Genomic DNA, 16,765 nt, shown 5'->3' with positions numbered 1-16,765 from the left:
CGTGAGCAAGACTCTGCAAGCCATTCGTGGCATGAACGACATCCTGCCGGAGCAGACGCCTGCTTGGCGTTATCTGGAAAATACCGTGGCCGATCTGCTAGATGCCTACGGTTACAAGGAAATCCGTCTTCCGATCCTCGAGTTCACCGAGCTGTTCGCGCGCGGTATTGGCGAAGGCACCGACGTGGTCGACAAGGAGATGTACACCTTCCTCGATCGCAACGAAGAGTCGCTGACCATGCGTCCTGAAGGCACCGCGGGCTGCGTGCGCGCCGTGCTCGAGCATGGCCTCACCGGCGGTGGTCAGGTGCAGAAACTCTGGTACGCGGGCCCCATGTTCCGCTACGAGAAGCCGCAGAAAGGCCGCTATCGCCAGTTCCACCAGATGGGCGTCGAAGTCTTCAACCTGCCCGGCCCGGACATCGATGCCGAGCTGATCGTGCTCACCTGGCGCCTGTGGAAAAAGCTCGGACTTGCCGAAGCGGTAACCCTGCAGTTGAACAGCCTGGGTTCCAGCGAGGCCCGTGCCCGCTATCGCGATGCCCTGGTCGCCTACCTGCAGGAGCGTTACGACCTGCTGGACGAAGACAGCCAGCGCCGTCTGACCACCAACCCGCTGCGCATTCTCGACAGCAAGGATGGCGGCACCCAGGCTCTGCTGGTGGACGCACCGACCCTGCACGATTACCTCGACGAGGAGTCGCTGGTCCACTTCGAAGGCCTCAAGGCACGACTGGACGCCGTGGGCATTCGCTACGAAATCAACCAGAAGCTGGTGCGCGGCCTGGACTACTACAGCCGCACCGTCTTCGAGTGGGTGACCGACAAGCTCGGCTCCCAGGGCACCGTCTGCGCCGGTGGCCGTTACGATGGCCTGGTCACTCAGTTCGGCGGCAAGCCGACGCCGGGCGTGGGTTATGCCATGGGCGTCGAGCGTCTCGTGTTGTTGCTGGAAACCCTCGGCCTGGTGCCGGAAGAGTTGAACAGCCCCGCCGACGTCTTTATCTGCGCCTTCGGCGAAGCCGCTGAACTGGCTGCGCTCGGTCTTTCCGAGCAGTTGCGCGATGCCGTTCCGGGCCTGCGCCTGCTGGTCAATGCTGGTGCCGGCAGCTTCAAGAGCCAGTTCAAGAAGGCGGACAAGAGCGGCGCCCGTTATGCGCTGATCCTGGGGGACGACGAACTGGCCAAGCGCGTGGTAGGTTGCAAGCCGCTTCGCGACGACAGCGAACAACAAAGCATTGCCTGGGATGCTCTGGCTGAGCATCTCGCAGCCTGCCTGAAGCAGGCTTGAGCAACTAAAGATCAGGAGTACGGGGTTAAGCATGCAGACTGAAGAAGAACAGATTGCGCAGTTCAGGGACTGGTGGCAGCGCAACGGCAAACCCATGCTCACTGGCGGCGCATTGGCGCTGGCGGTGGTCTTTGGTTGGCAGGCCTGGCAAAAGTACGAATCCAATCAGGCCCAAGGCGCCTCGATCGTTTACCAGCAACTGCTGGAAACCGCTCTGAACCCGAGTGGCACCCCGGATTCGGCGAAGGTTGCCGAGCTCGCCGGCAAATTGAAAAGCGATTTCGGCGGTACTCATTACGCGCAGTACGGCAGCCTGTTCGTGGCCAAGGTCGCGGTCGAGGCTGGCAAGCTGGATGACGCCGCCGCCGAACTCAAGTCCGTGCTCGACAAGCCTGCCGATGCGACCCTGGGCGAGCTGGCTCGCCAGCGCCTGGCCCGTGTGCTGGCCGCGCAGAACAAGGCCGATGAAGCCCTCAAGCTGCTTGATGGCGATGCCGACAAGGCCTTTGTCGCCAGCCGCGAAGAACTCAAGGGCGACCTGCTGGTTCAGCTGGGTCGCACCGACGACGCGCATGCCGCCTACCTGAAAGCCAAGGCCGCACTGCCCGAAGACGCCGCCGTGGGTGGCCTGCAGATGAAGCTCGACGACCTGGCAAAAGGGGACGCGTGACGTGATGCGTTGGAAGAATGCCGCAGTGCTGGCTCTGGCCGTTTTGGCCGTGGGCTGCAGCAGCAACAGCAAGAAGGAACTGCCGCCGGCCGAGCTGCCCGACATCACTGAAGAAGTGACGCTGGACAAGGGCTGGAGCCGTTCGATTGGTGATGGCCAGGGTGAAACCTACAACCTGTTGGTGCCCGCCGTCGATGGCGACACCATCTATGCCTCGGACGTGAACGGCGAGGTCATGGCGCTCAATCGCTTCAATGGCGACGTGATCTGGAAGCAGGATCTCGAACTGCCGGTATCCGGCGCTGTGGGTGTCGGCTACGGCCTGGTGATGGTCGGCACCCTGAAGGGTGAAGTCGTTGCCCTGGACGCCACCAACGGTGAAGAAAAATGGCGCGCTCGCGTCAACGGCGAAGTGCTGGCGCCGGCGGCCAACAACGGTGACGTGGTGGTCGTGCAGACCCAGAACGACACCCTGTTCGGTTTCGATGCCGCCACCGGCAATCAGCTCTGGATCTACGAGAACACCCCGGCCGTGCTGACCTTGCGTGGTACCGGCGCGCCCATCGTGACCAACAACCTGGCCGTGGCCGGACTTTCCACCGGCAAGGTGCTCGCTCTGGACATCAAGCGCGGCATTCCGGTCTGGGAACAGCGCGTGGCCGTGCCCCAGGGCCGCTCCGAGCTGGATCGTGTGGTGGACATCGACGGTGGCCTGCTGCTTTCTGGCGGTACCATCTACATGGCCACCTACCAGGGACGCGTCGCGGCACTGGACCTGGAAAGCGGCCGTGTGCTCTGGCAGCGTGAGGCGTCCAGCTATGCCGGCGTCGCCCAGGGTTTCGGTAACGTCTACGTGAGCCTGGCCAATGGCACCGTGGAAGGCGTGGACGAGCGTTCCGCCTCCGCCTTGTGGAGCAACGACTCCCTGGCCCGTCGCCAGCTGTCGGCTCCGGAAGTGTATTCCAGCTATGTGGCTGTCGGTGACTTCGAAGGCTACCTGCACCTGCTGAGCCAGGTGGACGGTCACTTCGTCGGCCGCGTGAAGATCGACGGCGACGGCCTGCGTGCCCGTCCGCTGGTGGTCGGCGAGTGGATGTATGCCTACGGCAACGGCGGAAAGCTGGTCGGCCTGACCATCCGCTAAGCTGAAGCTTGATACCCGGCCGCTGCCGTCAATCGGCAGCGGCCTTTGTGTTTTCTGAAATAACGAGTGGAGAGCCTCATGGTTCCCGTAATCGCCCTGGTGGGTCGGCCAAACGTCGGCAAGTCCACCCTGTTCAACCGCCTGACCAAGACCCGCAACGCGATCGTCGCGGAGTACGCCGGTCTCACCCGTGACCGCCAGTACGGCGAGGCGAAGTGGCAGGGCCGCACCTATATCGTCATCGACACCGGGGGTATCTCCGGGGATGAGGAAGGTATCGACGCCAAAATGGCCGAGCAGTCCCTGCAGGCCATCGAGGAAGCCGATGCGGTGTTGTTCATGGTCGACTCCCGCGCCGGAATGACCGCAGCCGATCAGATGATCGCCGAGCACCTGCGCAAGCGGAACAAGCGCAGCTTCCTGGTGGCCAACAAGGTCGATACCGTCGATCCGGATATCGCCCGCGCCGAGTTCAGCCCCCTGGGCCTGGGTGACGCCTTGCCGATCGCCGCCGCCCATGGCCGCGGCATCAGCCAGATGCTGCAGGAAGCACTGGGCGAGTTTCCCCGCGATGACCAGGCCGACGAAGAGGAAGCCGCCGAGGCCGAAGTGGTTGCGGAAGGCGAGGAAGCCAAGCGCATCCCCGGCCCGAGCGAGAAGGATGGCATCAAGATCGCCATCATCGGCCGTCCCAACGTCGGTAAATCCACCCTGGTCAACCGTATGCTCGGCGAAGAGCGGGTGATCGTGTACGACCAGGCGGGGACTACCCGTGACAGCATCTACATCCCCTTCGAGCGCAACGAGGAGAAGTACACGCTGATCGACACCGCCGGTGTACGCCGTCGCGGCAAGATCTTCGAGGCTGTGGAAAAGTTCTCGGTGGTGAAAACCCTGCAGGCCATCCAGGACGCCAACGTGGTGGTCTTCGTGATGGATGCCCGCGAAGGTGTGGTCGAGCACGACCTCAACCTGCTGGGCTTCGTGCTGGAAACCGGCCGCGCGCTGGTCATTGCCCTGAACAAGTGGGACGGCATGGAGCCGAGTGAGCGCGACTATGTGAAGACCGAGCTGGAACGCCGGCTATTCTTCGTCGATTTCGCCGATATCCACTTTATTTCCGCCTTGCACGGCACCGGCGTCGGCCACCTGTACAAGTCGGTTCAGGACTCTTTCCGCTCGGCGATCACCCGTTGGCCCACCAGTCGCCTGACCCAGATTCTCGAGGGCGCGGTGCAGGAGCACCAGCCGCCGCTGGTCAACGGCCGCCGCATCAAGCTGCGCTATGCCCACCTGGGTGGTGCCAACCCGCCGCTGATCGTGATCCACGGCAATCAGGTCGAGTCGGTTCCCAAGTCGTACTCCCGGTACCTGGAAAACACCTACCGGCGCGTGCTGAAGCTGGTCGGTACGCCGATCCGCATCGAGTACAAGGGCGGCGAGAACCCCTACGAGGGCAAGAAGAACACCTTGACCGAGCGCCAGGTGAACAAGAAGCGACGCCTCATGTCGCACCACAAGAAATCCGAGAAGAAGCGCCGCGACAAGAAGCGCTGATTCATCGGAACGGAAGAGGGCGCCCTGGGGCGCCCTTTTTCTTGGCCATTGCCGAGTGTGCCTCGCTGTGGTCCCGCGTTAAGCTATGGCCCACTTCCCAGTCGCCAGCAGCCTGATGAAATGATCGCCAGCAAGTTGCCCAACGTCGGCACCACCATCTTCACCCGCATGTCCCAGCTCGCCGCTGAAGTCGGCGCCATCAACCTGTCCCAGGGCTTTCCGGATTTCCCCGCGCCTGGCGCCCTGTGCGACGCGGTTGGGCGGCATATCGCCAGCGGACACAACCAGTACGCCCCCATGACCGGCTTGCCGGCCCTGCGCGAACAGGTGGCCGCCAAGGTAGCCACGTTCTATGGTCGCCAGGTCAGCGCCGACAGCGAGGTGACCGTCACCCCCGGCGCCACTGAAGCTATTTTCTGCGCGATCCATGCGGTGGTCCGGGCCGGCGACGAAGTGATCGTCCTCGACCCTTGCTACGACAGCTATGAACCTTCGGTGGAACTTGCCGGCGGCCGCTGCGTGCACGTACCCCTGGCGCTGCCGGGCTTCTCCATCGACTGGCAGCGCATGCGCGACGCCCTCAGTCCGCGTACACGCATGATCATCCTCAACAGCCCGCACAACCCGAGCGGCGCGCTGATTTCCCGCGCGGAACTGGACCAATTGGCCGAGCTGATTCGTGACCGTGACACCTATCTGGTATCGGACGAGGTCTACGAGCACCTGGTATTCGACGGCGTTGGCCACGTCAGCGTGCTTGCCCATGACGAACTCTACGCCCGAGCCTTCGTGGTCAGTTCCTTCGGCAAGACTTATCACGTCACCGGCTGGAAGACTGGCTACGTGGTGGCGCCGCCCGCGCTTTCTGCCGAGCTGCGCAAGGTCCACCAGTACGTGAATTTCTGCGGCGTCACCCCGTTGCAGTGGGCGCTGGCCGACTTCATGGCTGCGCACCCGGAGCACCTGGCCGAGTTGCCGGCCTTCTACCAGGCCAAGCGCGACCTGTTCTGCGATCTGCTGGCCGGTTCGCGCTTCCGCTTCACCCGTGCCGCTGGCACCTATTTCCAATTGGTCGACTACAGCGGCATTCGCAACGACCTGGATGACGTGGCCATGTCCGAGTGGCTGACCCGCGAGCACGGCGTGGCCGCCATTCCGGTTTCGGTGTTCTACCAGCAAGCGCCAAAAGAACTGCGCCTGGTACGGTTCTGCTTCGCCAAACGTGAGGAGACGCTGCGCCAGGCGGCGGAAAAGCTATGCGCGATCTGACTTCCCTGCCTGATCTCAAGCTGGCCCTGGTGCAGACCACTCTGGCCTGGCACGACCGCGCCGCGAACCATGCCCACTTCGAAACCCTGCTGGAACAGGCGAAAGGCGCGGACCTGGTTGTCCTGCCGGAGATGTTCACCACCGGTTTTTCCATGGACTCGGCAGCCCTCGCAGAGCCTGAAGACGGGCCGACCTACTCCTGGCTGCGTGAGCAGGCGCGACGTCTGGATGCCGTGATCACCGGCAGCGTCATCATCCAGGCCGCCGATGGTAGCCATCGCAACCGCCTGCTCTGGGCGCGTCCCGATGGCGAAGTCCTGCATTACGACAAGCGCCACCTGTTCCGTATGGCCGGTGAGCACAAGCACTACACCCCAGGCGAAACGCAGGCGCTGTTCGAGCTGAAAGGCTGGCGAGTGCGCCCGCTTATCTGCTACGACCTGCGCTTCCCGGTGTGGAGCCGCGACGCCAACGATACTGATCTGCTCCTGTACACGGCCAACTGGCCAGCAGCCCGGCGCCATCACTGGAACCGCCTGCTACCGGCACGCGCCATCGAGAACCTCTGCTACGTGGCGGCGGTAAACCGCGTCGGCACCGATGGCAAGGGGCATGGTTACAGTGGCGATAGCCAGGTGCTGGATTTCCAGGGAGAGAACCTGCTGGATGCCGGCGATATCGATGGCGTCTTCATCACTGATCTGTCCGCTTCACAACTGGCGGCCTACCGCGAGCGCTTCCCTGCGATGCGCGACGCGGACACCTTCGACCTGCACCTTTGAGCCCGGGGGAACCATGAGCGAGCACAAGCCGCTACCTGCCGGGGGTAACCTGCTCGTGGCGGGAGAGAAGGTCTACAACACGCCCGTGGAAGTCACCCTGGCGGTGATCGGCGGCAAGTGGAAGTCGCTGCTGGTCTACCACCTGATCCCAGAGTCCCGGCGCTTCTCCGAACTCAAGCGGCTGGTGCCGGGCATCACCGAGAAGATGCTGACGCAGCAACTGCGTGAGCTGGAACGCGACGGTATCGTCACGCGCACGGTCTATGCAGAAGTGCCGCCACGGGTGGAGTACCGCCTCACCGAACATGGCTTGAGCCTGAAACCGGTGCTGGATTCCATGTGTGCCTGGGGCAAGTGTCACTGGCAGCAGCAGGGGTAGGCGCTTTCTGGAGCCGAATCCCTGGCCACTGTGGGAGCGAATTGATTCGCGAATGAGTTGGCTTCCACAGCGTCTCCGAAAAAGAAAACCCCGCCGAATGGCGGGGTTTTTTATTGCGCTATCGGCTTCAGGCCGCTTCGGCCTCGGCCTGGCTCAGGGCGCGGTTGAGGGCGCTGAACAGGGCACGGAAGCTCGCGGTGGTGAGGTTCTCGTCGATGCCGATACCGTGCAGGGCACGGCCGCCGTTGACGCGCAGTTCGATGTAGGCCGCGGCCTTGGCATTGGTACCGGCGCCGATGGCGTGTTCGGAGTAATCCATGATCTCCACCTTCACCGGCAGACTGGCCACCAGGGCTTCCAGCGGGCCCTTGCCCATGCCGCGCATGTGCTGGGTTTCACCCTTGAACTGGACCTCGATATCCACGGCGCTGGTGCCGTTCTCCTCCTGCAGGCGATGGCCCTTCAGGGTGAATGGTGCGGTGGCCTGCAGGTACTCGGCGTCCAGCAGTTTGTAGATCTGATCGGCAGTCATTTCCAGGCCAAGGCGATCCGTTTCCTTCTGCACCACCTGGCTGAACTCGATCTGCATGCGGCGTGGCAGGCTGATACCGTATTCCTGCTCCAGCAGGAAGGTGATTCCGCCCTTGCCGGACTGGCTGTTGACGCGAATCACTGCCTCATAGCTGCGACCGATGTCGGCCGGGTCGATCGGCAGGTAGGGCACTTCCCAAACGGCGTCGTCCTTCTGCTGGGCGAAGCCCTTGCGGATGGCGTCCTGGTGGGAGCCGGAGAATGCGGTATGCACCAGGTCACCCACGTATGGGTGACGCGGGTGGACCGGCAGCTGGTTGCATTCTTCGACGACCTTGCGCACGGCATCGATGTCGGAGAAGTCCAGTTGCGGGTGCAGGCCCTGGGTGTACATGTTCAGCGCCAGGGTCACCAGATCGACGTTGCCAGTGCGCTCACCGTTGCCGAACAGGCAGCCTTCGACGCGGTCAGCACCGGCCATCAGGCCCAGTTCGGTGGCGGCGACGCCGGTGCCGCGGTCGTTGTGGGTGTGCAGGCTGATGATGACCGAGTCGCGGCGGCTGACATGGCGACCGAACCATTCGATCTGGTCGGCGTACACGTTCGGCGTGGCGCATTCCACGGTGGCCGGCAGGTTGAGGATGATCTTCTTCTCGGGAGTCGGTTGCCAGACGTCGATTACCGCATCACAGACTTCCACAGCGAAATCCAGCTCGGTGGAGCTGAAGATTTCCGGCGAGTACTGGAAGGTCCAGTCGGTGCCTGGCTGCTCGGCAGCCAGCTTCTTGATCAGTTTGGCGGCGCTGGTGGCGATCTCGATCACGCCGGCCTTGTCCTGGTTGAAGACGATGCGGCGGAAGGACGGCGCGGTGGCGTTGTAGACGTGGACGATGGCCTTCTTCGCACCCTTCAGGGATTCGAAGGTACGGGTGATCAGGTCCGCGCGTGCCTGGGTCAGCACCTGGATTGTCACGTCATCCGGGATGTGGCCGCCTTCGATCAGCTCGCGGACGAAGTTGAAATCGGTATCGGAGGCGGACGGGAAGGCCACCTCGATTTCCTTCAGGCCTACCTGCACCAGGGTCTTGAAGAAGCGCATCTTCTTCTGCGCATCCATTGGCTCGATCAGCGACTGGTTACCGTCACGCAGGTCGGAGCTGCACCAGATCGGCACTTCGGTAATGGTCTTCGACGGCCAGGTACGGTCCGGCAGGTTGATTGCGGGGAAGGCGCGATACTTGCGGGACGGGTCTTTCAGCATGCTCATGGGGCAAATCCTTTTTACTGCGGGCCGTGTGGTGGTCGGCCAGGCATTGAAGTCGGCGATTGCGGCGGAGGTGGGATTCAGCCACGCAGTCGTGGGCTGACCAGTCGCAGGCAGGCGTGTTGACGCAGAAGGATGAGGGTGTGTGCGGTTTTCATAGGGGCTAACCCTATTCATCGTGAGTGAATATGGCAAGCATTGTGGAAAAAATGGTGAAAAAGAGCGCAAGAATCTGCAATGGGGTTATTTATTGCGTGATCGTCGCGATTTCCTATAGATGATTGCGTCGCTCTTTTGGGGCGAGACAGCCAGCCCGCGAAAGGCCCATTACCGGGCAATTCGCGGACAGCGCCCAGGTCACTCCGCCTTTGGCAGGCGTAACGCGCGCATGTCTGCGCCACTGGGGTGCTGGAACACCCGCAGGCCGAACTCGGGAAGGATCGCCAGCAGGTGGTCGAAGATGTCGGACTGGATGGCCTCATAACTCGCCCAGGCGGTGGTATTGGTGAAGCAGTACAGCTCCAGGGGCAAGCCGTCGGCGGTGGGGGCCAACTGCCGCACGATCAGGGTCATGTCCTTGCGGATGTCCAGGTTCTCCCGCAGGTAGTGCTCGACGTAAGCGCGGAAGGTCCCGATGTTGGTCAACTGGCGGCTGTTGACGGGCAGCCGAAGGGGCTCATCCAGTTGGCTATTCCAGCTGAGCAGCTCGCTTTCCTTGGCTTTCAGGTAGCCGTCCAGCAGACGGAATCGGTGCAGGTGGTCGATGTCATCCGCGCTGAGGAAATGCACGCTGTTCTGGTCCAGGTACAGGCAGCGCTTGATCCTCCGGCCACCGGACTCCTGCATGCCACGCCAATTCTTGAACGAGTCGGTGATGAAGCGCTTGGTGGGTATGGTGGTGATGGTCTTGTCCCAGTTCTGCACCTTCACCGTATGCAGGGCGATGTCGATCACGTCGCCGTCGGCATTGAGCTGCGGCATTTCCACCCAGTCGCCGACGCGAATGATGTCGCTGGAGGTTATCTGCACGCTGGCCACCAGGGACAGCAGGGTGTCCTGGAAGATCAACAGCAGCACCGCAGCCATGGCGCCCAGGCCGGAGAGCAGGATCAGCGGCGAGCGGTCGATCAGGCTGGCGATCATCAGGATGGTGGCGATGGCGAAGATGGCGATCTTCAGCACCTGCACGTAACCCTTGATGGGGCGCAGGTGGGCGTCCTTGCGGCGCTGGTAGAGGCTGCTGACGATGTTCAGCGCCGCGCTCAGGGCCAGTGCGATGGTGAGAATGATGAAAGCGGCGCAGACGTTGGTGATCACTTCCACCAACTCGCTGGGCAGGTTCGGTACTACCTTGACGCCGAATGCCAGCACCAGTGCGGGTACCACGTTGGCAAGGCGCTTGATCAGGCCGTGGTCCTGTATCTGCGCGCCGGTAAGGCGAAACAAGCCGCGCAGGAGGATGCGCCGGACAATCCAGTTGGAAACCCAGGCCAGGAGGATGAGGACACTGACGGAGACGACGGTGTGCAATTCGTTGTGCTGTCTTAGCCACATCAGCCAGTGGGTGACTTCTTCTTGCATGGGCTGCTCCCTTTATCTATCCGCTGCACAGGGCGGGTCCCGGAAAGCGCCGGACCATAACAAATCCGTCCCACTGGCCCAAACCCAGGCTGTAAGCGCGGATGTCTCTCAGGGTTTGAAGGCACCGATGAAAATGGCCGGGTCCACTCGCACATCATTCAAGCTGACATTCCAGTGCATGTGCGGTCCGGTGGCGCGGCCGGTGGCGCCGACGCGGCCGACCACACCGCCGCGGGGCAGTTGCTGGCCGAGCTTCACCTCTACCTTCGACATATGACAGAACATGCTGATCAGGCCCTGGCCATGGTCGACGAACACTGTCTTGCCATTGAAGAAGTAGTCGCCGATCAGGATTACCTTGCCCGCAGCCGGAGCCTTGATCGGCGTACCGGCACCCACTGCGAAGTCCAGGCCGGAGTGAGGGTTGCGCTCCTCGCCATTGAAGAAGCGGCGCAGGCCAAAGGGGCTGGAAAGCGGACCGTTCACCGGCTTGTCGAACAGCAGGTTGCTTGGCGAGCCGGGGCTGAAGCGGCGGTAGGCAGTGGTCTGCTCGGCCAGTTCGCGGTCGATGCGCTTGAGGTCCTCAGGCAGTGGGTTCACCTGCCGTGTGTTGGCCAGCTTGATGTGCTGTTCGCGATAGGTACGCGCACCAACGGCGAAGGCCAGCTTGCGTCCGTCGCTGACCTGGATCTGCTGCTGGCCGACCTTGGTACCCAGCGGAATGCCGACGATGGCGATCCAGTCGCGGCCGTCTTCCTTCACTACCAGCACCGGCTTGCCCTGGTAGCGCGCGGTGGGGGCCTGGGCACTGCTGCCGAGCTGGACCACCGCCACGCCACCCGGCACCGGTTTGTTCAGCAGGCGCGTGATGAAGCCTTCGGCATGGGCGGGTAGGGCGAGACAGAGGAGCAGGGCAGCAAGCAGTCGCATGTTCAATCCAGCAGGGAGAGGTTCACGGGTGTGAGATGGTTGTCTTCGACCCGCACGTCCAGCTCGCCTTCACCGAGCCGGGCCTTCAGGCGCTGGCCTGGGCGAGTCTGGCTGGCGGCGCGGACGGCCTGACCGCGTTCGTCGAGGAGAATGCTGTAACCGCGCCCGAGTGTGGCCAGCGGGCTGACCACGTGCAGCGTCTGGGCCAGGGCGTCGAGGCGCTGGCGGCGGTCCTTGAGGACGTCGCGAGCGGCGCGAGGCAGACGCTCGGACAGGCTGTCGAGCTTTTGCCGCAGCAGAGCCAGGGCGCGCCCTGGATGTTGTGCGCCGAGGCGAGTGTCCAGGCGCACCAGGCGCTCATGGCGAATCTGCTGTTGGCGTTCGAACGCGCGGCGCAGGCGCATGTCCAGGTCGTCCAGGCGCTGCGCTTGCTGGCGCAGGCGTTCGCCCGGGTGACGCAGGCGTCGGAACAGGCCATCCAGACGCAGGCGTTCGCGGGTCAGGTGCTCCCGCAGGCGCAGGACGAGGCGTCGGTGCAGGCTGTCGAGGCGCTTCTGCAGTTCGCTCGCGTCCGGAGCCAGCAACTCCGCGGCGGCAGAGGGGGTAGGGGCGCGCACATCGGCGACGAAGTCGCTGATGGACACGTCTGTCTCATGACCCACGGCGCTGACGATGGGCGTCTGGCAGGCAGCCACGGCGCGCGCGACGGCTTCTTCGTTGAAGCACCAGAGGTCCTCCAGCGAGCCACCGCCACGGGCGAGTATCAGCGCGTCGAAGCCTTGGGCATCGGCAAGGGCCAGGGCGCGGACAATCTGCGCGGTGGCTTCGCGGCCTTGTACGGCAGTGGGAATCAGGGTCAGTTGCACCTGCGGCGCGCGGCGGCGGAACACGCTGATGATGTCGCGTATCACCGCGCCTGTAGGCGAGCTGATGATGCCGATGCGCTGTGGGTGGGCGGGCAGCGGTCGCTTGCGTTCGGCGGCGAACAGTCCCTCGGCGGCGAGCTTCTCCTTCAGCGCTTCGAAGGCCAGGCGCAAGGCGCCATCGCCAGCCGGCTCGACCGTATCGGCGATCAGTTGGTAGTCGCCACGTCCCTCGAACAGCGAAACCTTGCCGCGTACGCGCACGGCCAGGCCATCGCGCAGGGCCTGGCGAACGCGCTGAGCGTTCTGGCGGAACAGGGCACAGCGAACCTGGGCCTGGGCGTCCTTGAGGGTGAAATAAAGGTGGCCGGATGCGGGGCGGGCGAGGTTGGAAATCTCGCCTTCCACCCAGACCTGCGGAAACACGTCCTCGAGCAGATGGCGGGCGCGTTGGTTGAGCTGGCTGACGGTCAGCACCTCACGATCGAGGCCGAGCCGTTGGAAGGGGTCTTTGAGCATGGGGGGAAATGATAATGGCTTTGTCGCCATGCGCCATAGTTGACGAGTGAGGGGCGACGGTTAAGCTGCGCGCCCTTTCCCACCCAAGCAGGAGGCCAGAGATGGAATCGAGCCAGTTGATCATTGTGCCGCAGGTATCCAGCGTGCCCGGCCATCAGGCCCTGGCAGGGCGCATGCTGCGCTGGCTGGCGCGGCGTGACGTGGTTGAGGCACTGCCGAGCACCTGTGGCCTGCGAGGCAATCGCATGGCTTACGCCATCGCCGCCGGCGCGCGCGAGGTGGTGGAAAATCCGGAGCGTCTGCCGTTCGGCCAGCCGGTGAATGGTCTCGAACTGGTGGACAAACGATGCATCTATACACCCACCCGCGATTTCCTGAACGAAGCGGGTTGTCCGGAATGCCGCCAGGAAGTGGGCGAGCCGCTGTTCGAGAGCCTGGAGGATTGGTGGCCGGGGCACACAGACAATTTCAGCTGCCCCGAATGCGGCTTCGAGGACGACATCAATGGATTCCTCTTCCCGCAGCCGTGCGGGTTCTCCAACCTGGGCTTCATCTTCAACGGCTGGGGCGAAACCCGCTTCACTCAGGCATTTCTCGATGCTTTCAGCGATCGGCTGGGGTACGCCGTGCGGCAGGTACGAACGGGCGGCTGACCGTAGAACGGATTGCAGTCGCGAAACAGGTCGAGCACCTGCCATTCGTCTCTTATGGGGTCGCGACAAGGTACTTTCGCGAATAAATTCGCTTCCGCGGCGAGAAACCCGATCTACAGACCGTCGGCCGCGTTGAGCAGAGGCCGTGGCCTCGTTATAATGGCGCGCTTCCAATTTTCCCGCCTGGGAGCCCCCGCCATGCTGCGCATCAGCCAAGAAGCCCTGACCTTCGACGACGTTCTCCTGATTCCGGGATATTCCGAGATTCTGCCGAAGGATGTCAGCCTCAAGACCCGCCTGACCCGCGGCATCGAATTGAACATCCCGCTGGTCTCCGCGGCCATGGATACCGTGACCGAAGCGCGTCTGGCCATCGCCATGGCGCAGGAAGGCGGCATCGGCATCATCCACAAGAACATGACCATCGAGCAGCAGGCTGCCGAGGTGCGCAAGGTCAAGCGCCACGAGACCGCGATCGTCCGTGACCCGGTGACCGTAACCCCCTCCACCAAGATCATCGAGCTGCTGCAGATCGCCCGTGAATACGGCTTCTCCGGCTTCCCGGTGGTGGATGAAGGCGAGCTGGTCGGCATCGTGACCGGTCGCGACCTGCGCTTCAAACCGAACGTCGGTGACACCGTCGCCGCGATCATGACGCCGAAGAACAATCTGGTGACCTCCCGCGAAGGCACCCCGCTGGAAGAGATTAAGGTCAAGCTCTACGAAAACCGCATCGAAAAGATGCTGGTGGTCGACGACAACTTCCACCTGCGCGGCCTGGTGACCTTCCGTGATATCGAAAAGGCCAAGACTTACCCCCTGGCTTCCAAGGATGACCTGGGTCGCCTGCGCGTAGGTGCTGCCGTAGGTACCGGCGCCGATACCGGCGAGCGCGTTGCCGCACTGGTTGCCGCTGGTGTCGACGTGGTGGTGGTTGACACCGCCCACGGCCACTCCAGGGGCGTGATCGAGCGCGTGCGCTGGGTCAAGGACACCTACCCGCACGTACAGGTGATCGGCGGTAACATCGCTACCGGCGAAGCCGCCAAGGCCCTGGCCGAGGCTGGCGCTGACGCGGTCAAGGTCGGTATCGGCCCGGGCTCCATCTGCACCACCCGTATCGTTGCCGGTGTCGGCGTACCGCAGATTTCCGCCATTGCCAACGTTGCCGCCGCTCTGGCCGGCTCCGGCATCCCGCTGATCGCCGACGGCGGCATCCGCTTCTCCGGTGACCTGTCCAAGGCCATCGTGGCGGGCGCCTCCTGCGTGATGATGGGCTCCATGTTCGCTGGTACCGAAGAAGCGCCGGGCGAAGTCGAACTGTTCCAGGGCCGTTCCTACAAGGCCTATCGCGGCATGGGCTCGCTGGGTGCCATGGCCCAGTCCCAGGGTTCCTCCGACCGTTACTTCCAGGACTCCTCGGCGGGTGCCGAGAAGCTGGTTCCGGAAGGCATCGAGGGTCGCGTTCCCTACAAGGGCACCCTGACCGCCATCGTTCACCAGCTGATGGGCGGCCTGCGTGCCTCCATGGGCTACACCGGCTGCTCCACCGTCGAAGAAATGCGTACCAAGCCGCAGTTCGTGCGCATTACCGGCGCGGGGATGGCCGAGTCCCACGTCCACGACGTGCAGATCACCAAGGAAGCCCCGAACTACCGCGTTGGTTGAGGCTGACTGAAAGCTAATGCGTCACGGGGCTGTCTGATTCAGCCCCGTGTCGTTTGTGAATTCCGTAACGAGAGATGGCCATGTCCCAAGACATTCACGCCCACCGGATCCTGATCCTCGACTTCGGTTCCCAGTACACCCAACTGATCGCCCGCCGTGTGCGCGAGATCGGCGTGTACTGCGAAATCCACCCGTTCGACATGAGCAACGAGGCGATTCGCGCCTTCGCTCCGCGCGGCATCATCCTCGCCGGCGGTCCCGAGTCGGTGCATGAAGCCAACAGCCCGCGCGCGCCTCAGGCCGTGTTCGACCTGAATGTGCCGCTGTTCGGCATCTGCTACGGCATGCAGACCATGGCCGAACAACTGGGCGGCAAGGTGCAAGGCTCCGACCTGCGCGAGTTCGGTTACGCCCGCGTCGACGTGGTGGGCAAGGCCCGCCTGCTTGACGGCATCGAAGACCATATCGATGACGACGGCGTACTCGGCCTAGACGTATGGATGAGCCACGGCGACAAGGTCACCGACATGCCCGCGGGCTTCCATATCCTGGCCAGCACCCCGAGCTGCCCGATCGCCGCCATGGCTGACGATCACCGCGCCTACTACGGCGTGCAGTTCCACCCGGAAGTGACCCACACCAAGCAGGGCGGTCGCATCCTCTCCCGCTTCGTGCTGGACATCTGCGGCTGCGCCGCCCTCTGGACCCCGTCCAACATCGTCGAAGACGCCATCGCCACCGTGCGTGCCCAGGTGGGCTCGTCCAAGGTGCTGCTGGGCCTTTCCGGCGGCGTCGACTCCTCCGTGGTCGCGGCGCTGCTGCACCGCGCCATCGGCGACCAGTTGACCTGCGTCTTCGTCGACAACGGCCTGCTGCGCCTGCACGAGGGCGATCACGTGATGGCCATGTTTGCCGAGAACATGGGCGTGCGTGTGATTCGTGCCAACGCTGAAGAGAAGTTCCTCTCCCGCCTGGCCGGCGTCGCCGATCCGGAAGAGAAGCGCAAGATCATTGGTCGTACCTTCATCGAAGTGTTCGATGAGGAAGCCACCCGGCTGCAGGGCATCAAGTTCCTCGCCCAGGGCACCATCTACCCCGACGTGATCGAGTCGGCCGGCGCCAAGACCGGCAAGGCCCACGTGATCAAGTCCCACCACAACGTCGGTGGCCTGCCGGAAGACATGCAATTCGAACTGGTCGAGCCGCTGCGCGAACTGTTCAAGGACGAAGTGCGCAAGATCGGTCTGGAACTGGGCCTGCCCTATAGCATGGTCTATCGCCACCCGTTCCCCGGCCCGGGCCTGGGCGTGCGCATCCTCGGCGAAGTGAAGAAGGAATATGCCGACCTGTTGCGTCGTGCGGACCACATCTTTATCGAAGAGCTGCATAAGGCGGACTGGTACCAAAAGACCAGCCAGGCCTTCGTGGTGTTCCAGCCGGTGAAGTCTGTCGGCGTGGTTGGCGATGGTCGTCGTTATGCCTGGGTCGTGGCCCTGCGTGCGGTGGAAACCATCGACTTCATGACGGCCCGTTGGGCGCACCTGCCCTACGAGCTGCTGGAGACCGTCTCCAACCGCATCATCAACGAGATCGAAGGCATCTCCCGCGTCACCTACGACGTGTCGAGCAAACCGCCAGCGACCATCGAGTGGGAATGATGGGCG

14 protein-coding genes are annotated in these 16,765 nt (G+C 63.4%); 10 read left to right on the top strand and 4 right to left on the bottom strand.

Annotation, left to right across the window (positions count from 1 at the left end):
- Position 1 precedes the first annotated feature (1 nt).
- The 7 genes from hisS to E8E75_RS16290 all read left to right on the top strand — a co-directional run bounded on the left by hisS (position 2) and on the right by E8E75_RS16290 (position 7,092).
- A complete protein-coding gene (gene hisS, locus E8E75_RS16320) occupies positions 2-1,291 on the top strand; it encodes a histidine--tRNA ligase (RefSeq protein ID WP_120652800.1) in 1,290 nt (429 codons plus the stop codon).
- A gap of 31 nt (positions 1,292-1,322) precedes the next feature.
- Positions 1,323-1,961, top strand: a complete 639-nt coding sequence (locus E8E75_RS16315) for a YfgM family protein (protein ID WP_120652799.1) — start codon at positions 1,323-1,325, stop codon at positions 1,959-1,961.
- 1 nt (position 1,962) lies between these two features.
- Entirely contained in the window at positions 1,963-3,105 is a 1,143-nt protein-coding gene (bamB, locus tag E8E75_RS16310; RefSeq protein WP_120652798.1) for an outer membrane protein assembly factor BamB, read from the top strand.
- Between the two features lie 78 nt (positions 3,106-3,183).
- The gene (gene der, locus E8E75_RS16305; RefSeq protein ID WP_120652797.1) at positions 3,184-4,662 is read left to right on the top strand and encodes a ribosome biogenesis GTPase Der; all 1,479 of its coding nucleotides are present in this window, start codon (positions 3,184-3,186) and stop codon (positions 4,660-4,662) included.
- 120 nt (positions 4,663-4,782) lie between these two features.
- The gene (locus E8E75_RS16300) at positions 4,783-5,931 is read left to right on the top strand and encodes a pyridoxal phosphate-dependent aminotransferase (protein WP_153922351.1); all 1,149 of its coding nucleotides are present in this window, start codon (positions 4,783-4,785) and stop codon (positions 5,929-5,931) included.
- Positions 5,919-6,713: an amidohydrolase gene (locus E8E75_RS16295; protein WP_120652795.1), complete on the top strand. Its 795-nt coding sequence runs from the start codon at positions 5,919-5,921 to the stop codon at positions 6,711-6,713. The genes E8E75_RS16300 and E8E75_RS16295 overlap by 13 nt, the downstream gene beginning before the upstream one ends.
- Before the next feature lie 13 nt (positions 6,714-6,726).
- Positions 6,727-7,092, top strand: coding sequence for a helix-turn-helix domain-containing protein (locus E8E75_RS16290; RefSeq protein WP_120652794.1), 366 nt, complete (start codon positions 6,727-6,729; stop codon positions 7,090-7,092).
- Between the two features lie 127 nt (positions 7,093-7,219).
- On the opposite strand, the gene leuA is transcribed toward E8E75_RS16290, so the two are convergent.
- The 4 genes from leuA to xseA form a co-directional block, all read right to left on the bottom strand.
- Positions 7,220-8,890: a 2-isopropylmalate synthase gene (gene leuA / locus E8E75_RS16285; protein WP_218584191.1), complete on the bottom strand. Its 1,671-nt coding sequence runs from the start codon at positions 8,888-8,890 to the stop codon at positions 7,220-7,222.
- 354 nt (positions 8,891-9,244) lie between these two features.
- A complete protein-coding gene (locus E8E75_RS16280) occupies positions 9,245-10,468 on the bottom strand; it encodes a mechanosensitive ion channel family protein (protein ID WP_120652793.1) in 1,224 nt (407 codons plus the stop codon).
- 108 nt (positions 10,469-10,576) lie between these two features.
- Positions 10,577-11,398 (bottom strand): peptidoglycan DD-metalloendopeptidase family protein, encoded by an 822-nt coding sequence (locus tag E8E75_RS16275; protein WP_120652792.1) that lies wholly within the window; start codon positions 11,396-11,398, stop codon positions 10,577-10,579.
- A 2-nt stretch (positions 11,399-11,400) separates the two neighbouring features.
- Positions 11,401-12,780 carry an exodeoxyribonuclease VII large subunit gene (gene xseA, locus E8E75_RS16270; RefSeq protein WP_153922354.1) on the bottom strand — a complete coding sequence of 460 codons (1,380 nt, stop codon included), beginning with the start codon at positions 12,778-12,780 and terminating at the stop codon, positions 11,401-11,403.
- Between the two features lie 101 nt (positions 12,781-12,881).
- On the opposite strand from xseA, the gene E8E75_RS16265 reads away from it, so the two are divergent.
- The 3 genes from E8E75_RS16265 to guaA all read left to right on the top strand — a co-directional run bounded on the left by E8E75_RS16265 (position 12,882) and on the right by guaA (position 16,759).
- Positions 12,882-13,433, top strand: a complete 552-nt coding sequence (locus E8E75_RS16265) for a sugar ABC transporter ATPase (RefSeq protein ID WP_153922356.1) — start codon at positions 12,882-12,884, stop codon at positions 13,431-13,433.
- 198 nt (positions 13,434-13,631) lie between these two features.
- Positions 13,632-15,101 (top strand): IMP dehydrogenase, encoded by a 1,470-nt coding sequence (guaB, locus tag E8E75_RS16260; RefSeq protein ID WP_120652789.1) that lies wholly within the window; start codon positions 13,632-13,634, stop codon positions 15,099-15,101.
- An 80-nt stretch (positions 15,102-15,181) separates the two neighbouring features.
- A complete protein-coding gene (gene guaA / locus E8E75_RS16255) occupies positions 15,182-16,759 on the top strand; it encodes a glutamine-hydrolyzing GMP synthase (protein WP_153922359.1) in 1,578 nt (525 codons plus the stop codon).
- The last annotated feature ends 6 nt before the right edge of the window (positions 16,760-16,765 follow it).

The organism is Pseudomonas sp. BN606, assembly GCF_029873115.1.
GTDB lineage: Bacteria > Pseudomonadota > Gammaproteobacteria > Pseudomonadales > Pseudomonadaceae > Metapseudomonas.
This window is presented reverse-complemented; position numbering and strand designations above follow the sequence as displayed.

Bases quoted from the DNA above. Each gene is read 5' to 3' on its own strand.
- E8E75_RS16315 (WP_120652799.1), top strand. From the start codon at position 1,323: ATGCAGACTGAAGAAGAACAGATTGCGCAGTTCAGGGACTGGTGGCAG.
- der (WP_120652797.1), top strand. From the start codon at position 3,184: ATGGTTCCCGTAATCGCCCTGGTGGGTCGGCCAAACGTCGGCAAGTCC.
- E8E75_RS16300 (WP_153922351.1), top strand. From the start codon at position 4,783: ATGATCGCCAGCAAGTTGCCCAACGTCGGCACCACCATCTTCACCCGC.
- E8E75_RS16295 (WP_120652795.1), top strand. From the start codon at position 5,919: ATGCGCGATCTGACTTCCCTGCCTGATCTCAAGCTGGCCCTGGTGCAG.
- E8E75_RS16290 (WP_120652794.1), top strand. From the start codon at position 6,727: ATGAGCGAGCACAAGCCGCTACCTGCCGGGGGTAACCTGCTCGTGGCG.
- leuA (WP_218584191.1), bottom strand. From the start codon at position 8,890: ATGAGCATGCTGAAAGACCCGTCCCGCAAGTATCGCGCCTTCCCCGCA.
- E8E75_RS16280 (WP_120652793.1), bottom strand. From the start codon at position 10,468: ATGCAAGAAGAAGTCACCCACTGGCTGATGTGGCTAAGACAGCACAAC.
- E8E75_RS16275 (WP_120652792.1), bottom strand. From the start codon at position 11,398: ATGCGACTGCTTGCTGCCCTGCTCCTCTGTCTCGCCCTACCCGCCCAT.
- xseA (WP_153922354.1), bottom strand. From the start codon at position 12,780: ATGCTCAAAGACCCCTTCCAACGGCTCGGCCTCGATCGTGAGGTGCTG.
- E8E75_RS16265 (WP_153922356.1), top strand. From the start codon at position 12,882: ATGGAATCGAGCCAGTTGATCATTGTGCCGCAGGTATCCAGCGTGCCC.
- guaB (WP_120652789.1), top strand. From the start codon at position 13,632: ATGCTGCGCATCAGCCAAGAAGCCCTGACCTTCGACGACGTTCTCCTG.
- guaA (WP_153922359.1), top strand. From the start codon at position 15,182: ATGTCCCAAGACATTCACGCCCACCGGATCCTGATCCTCGACTTCGGT.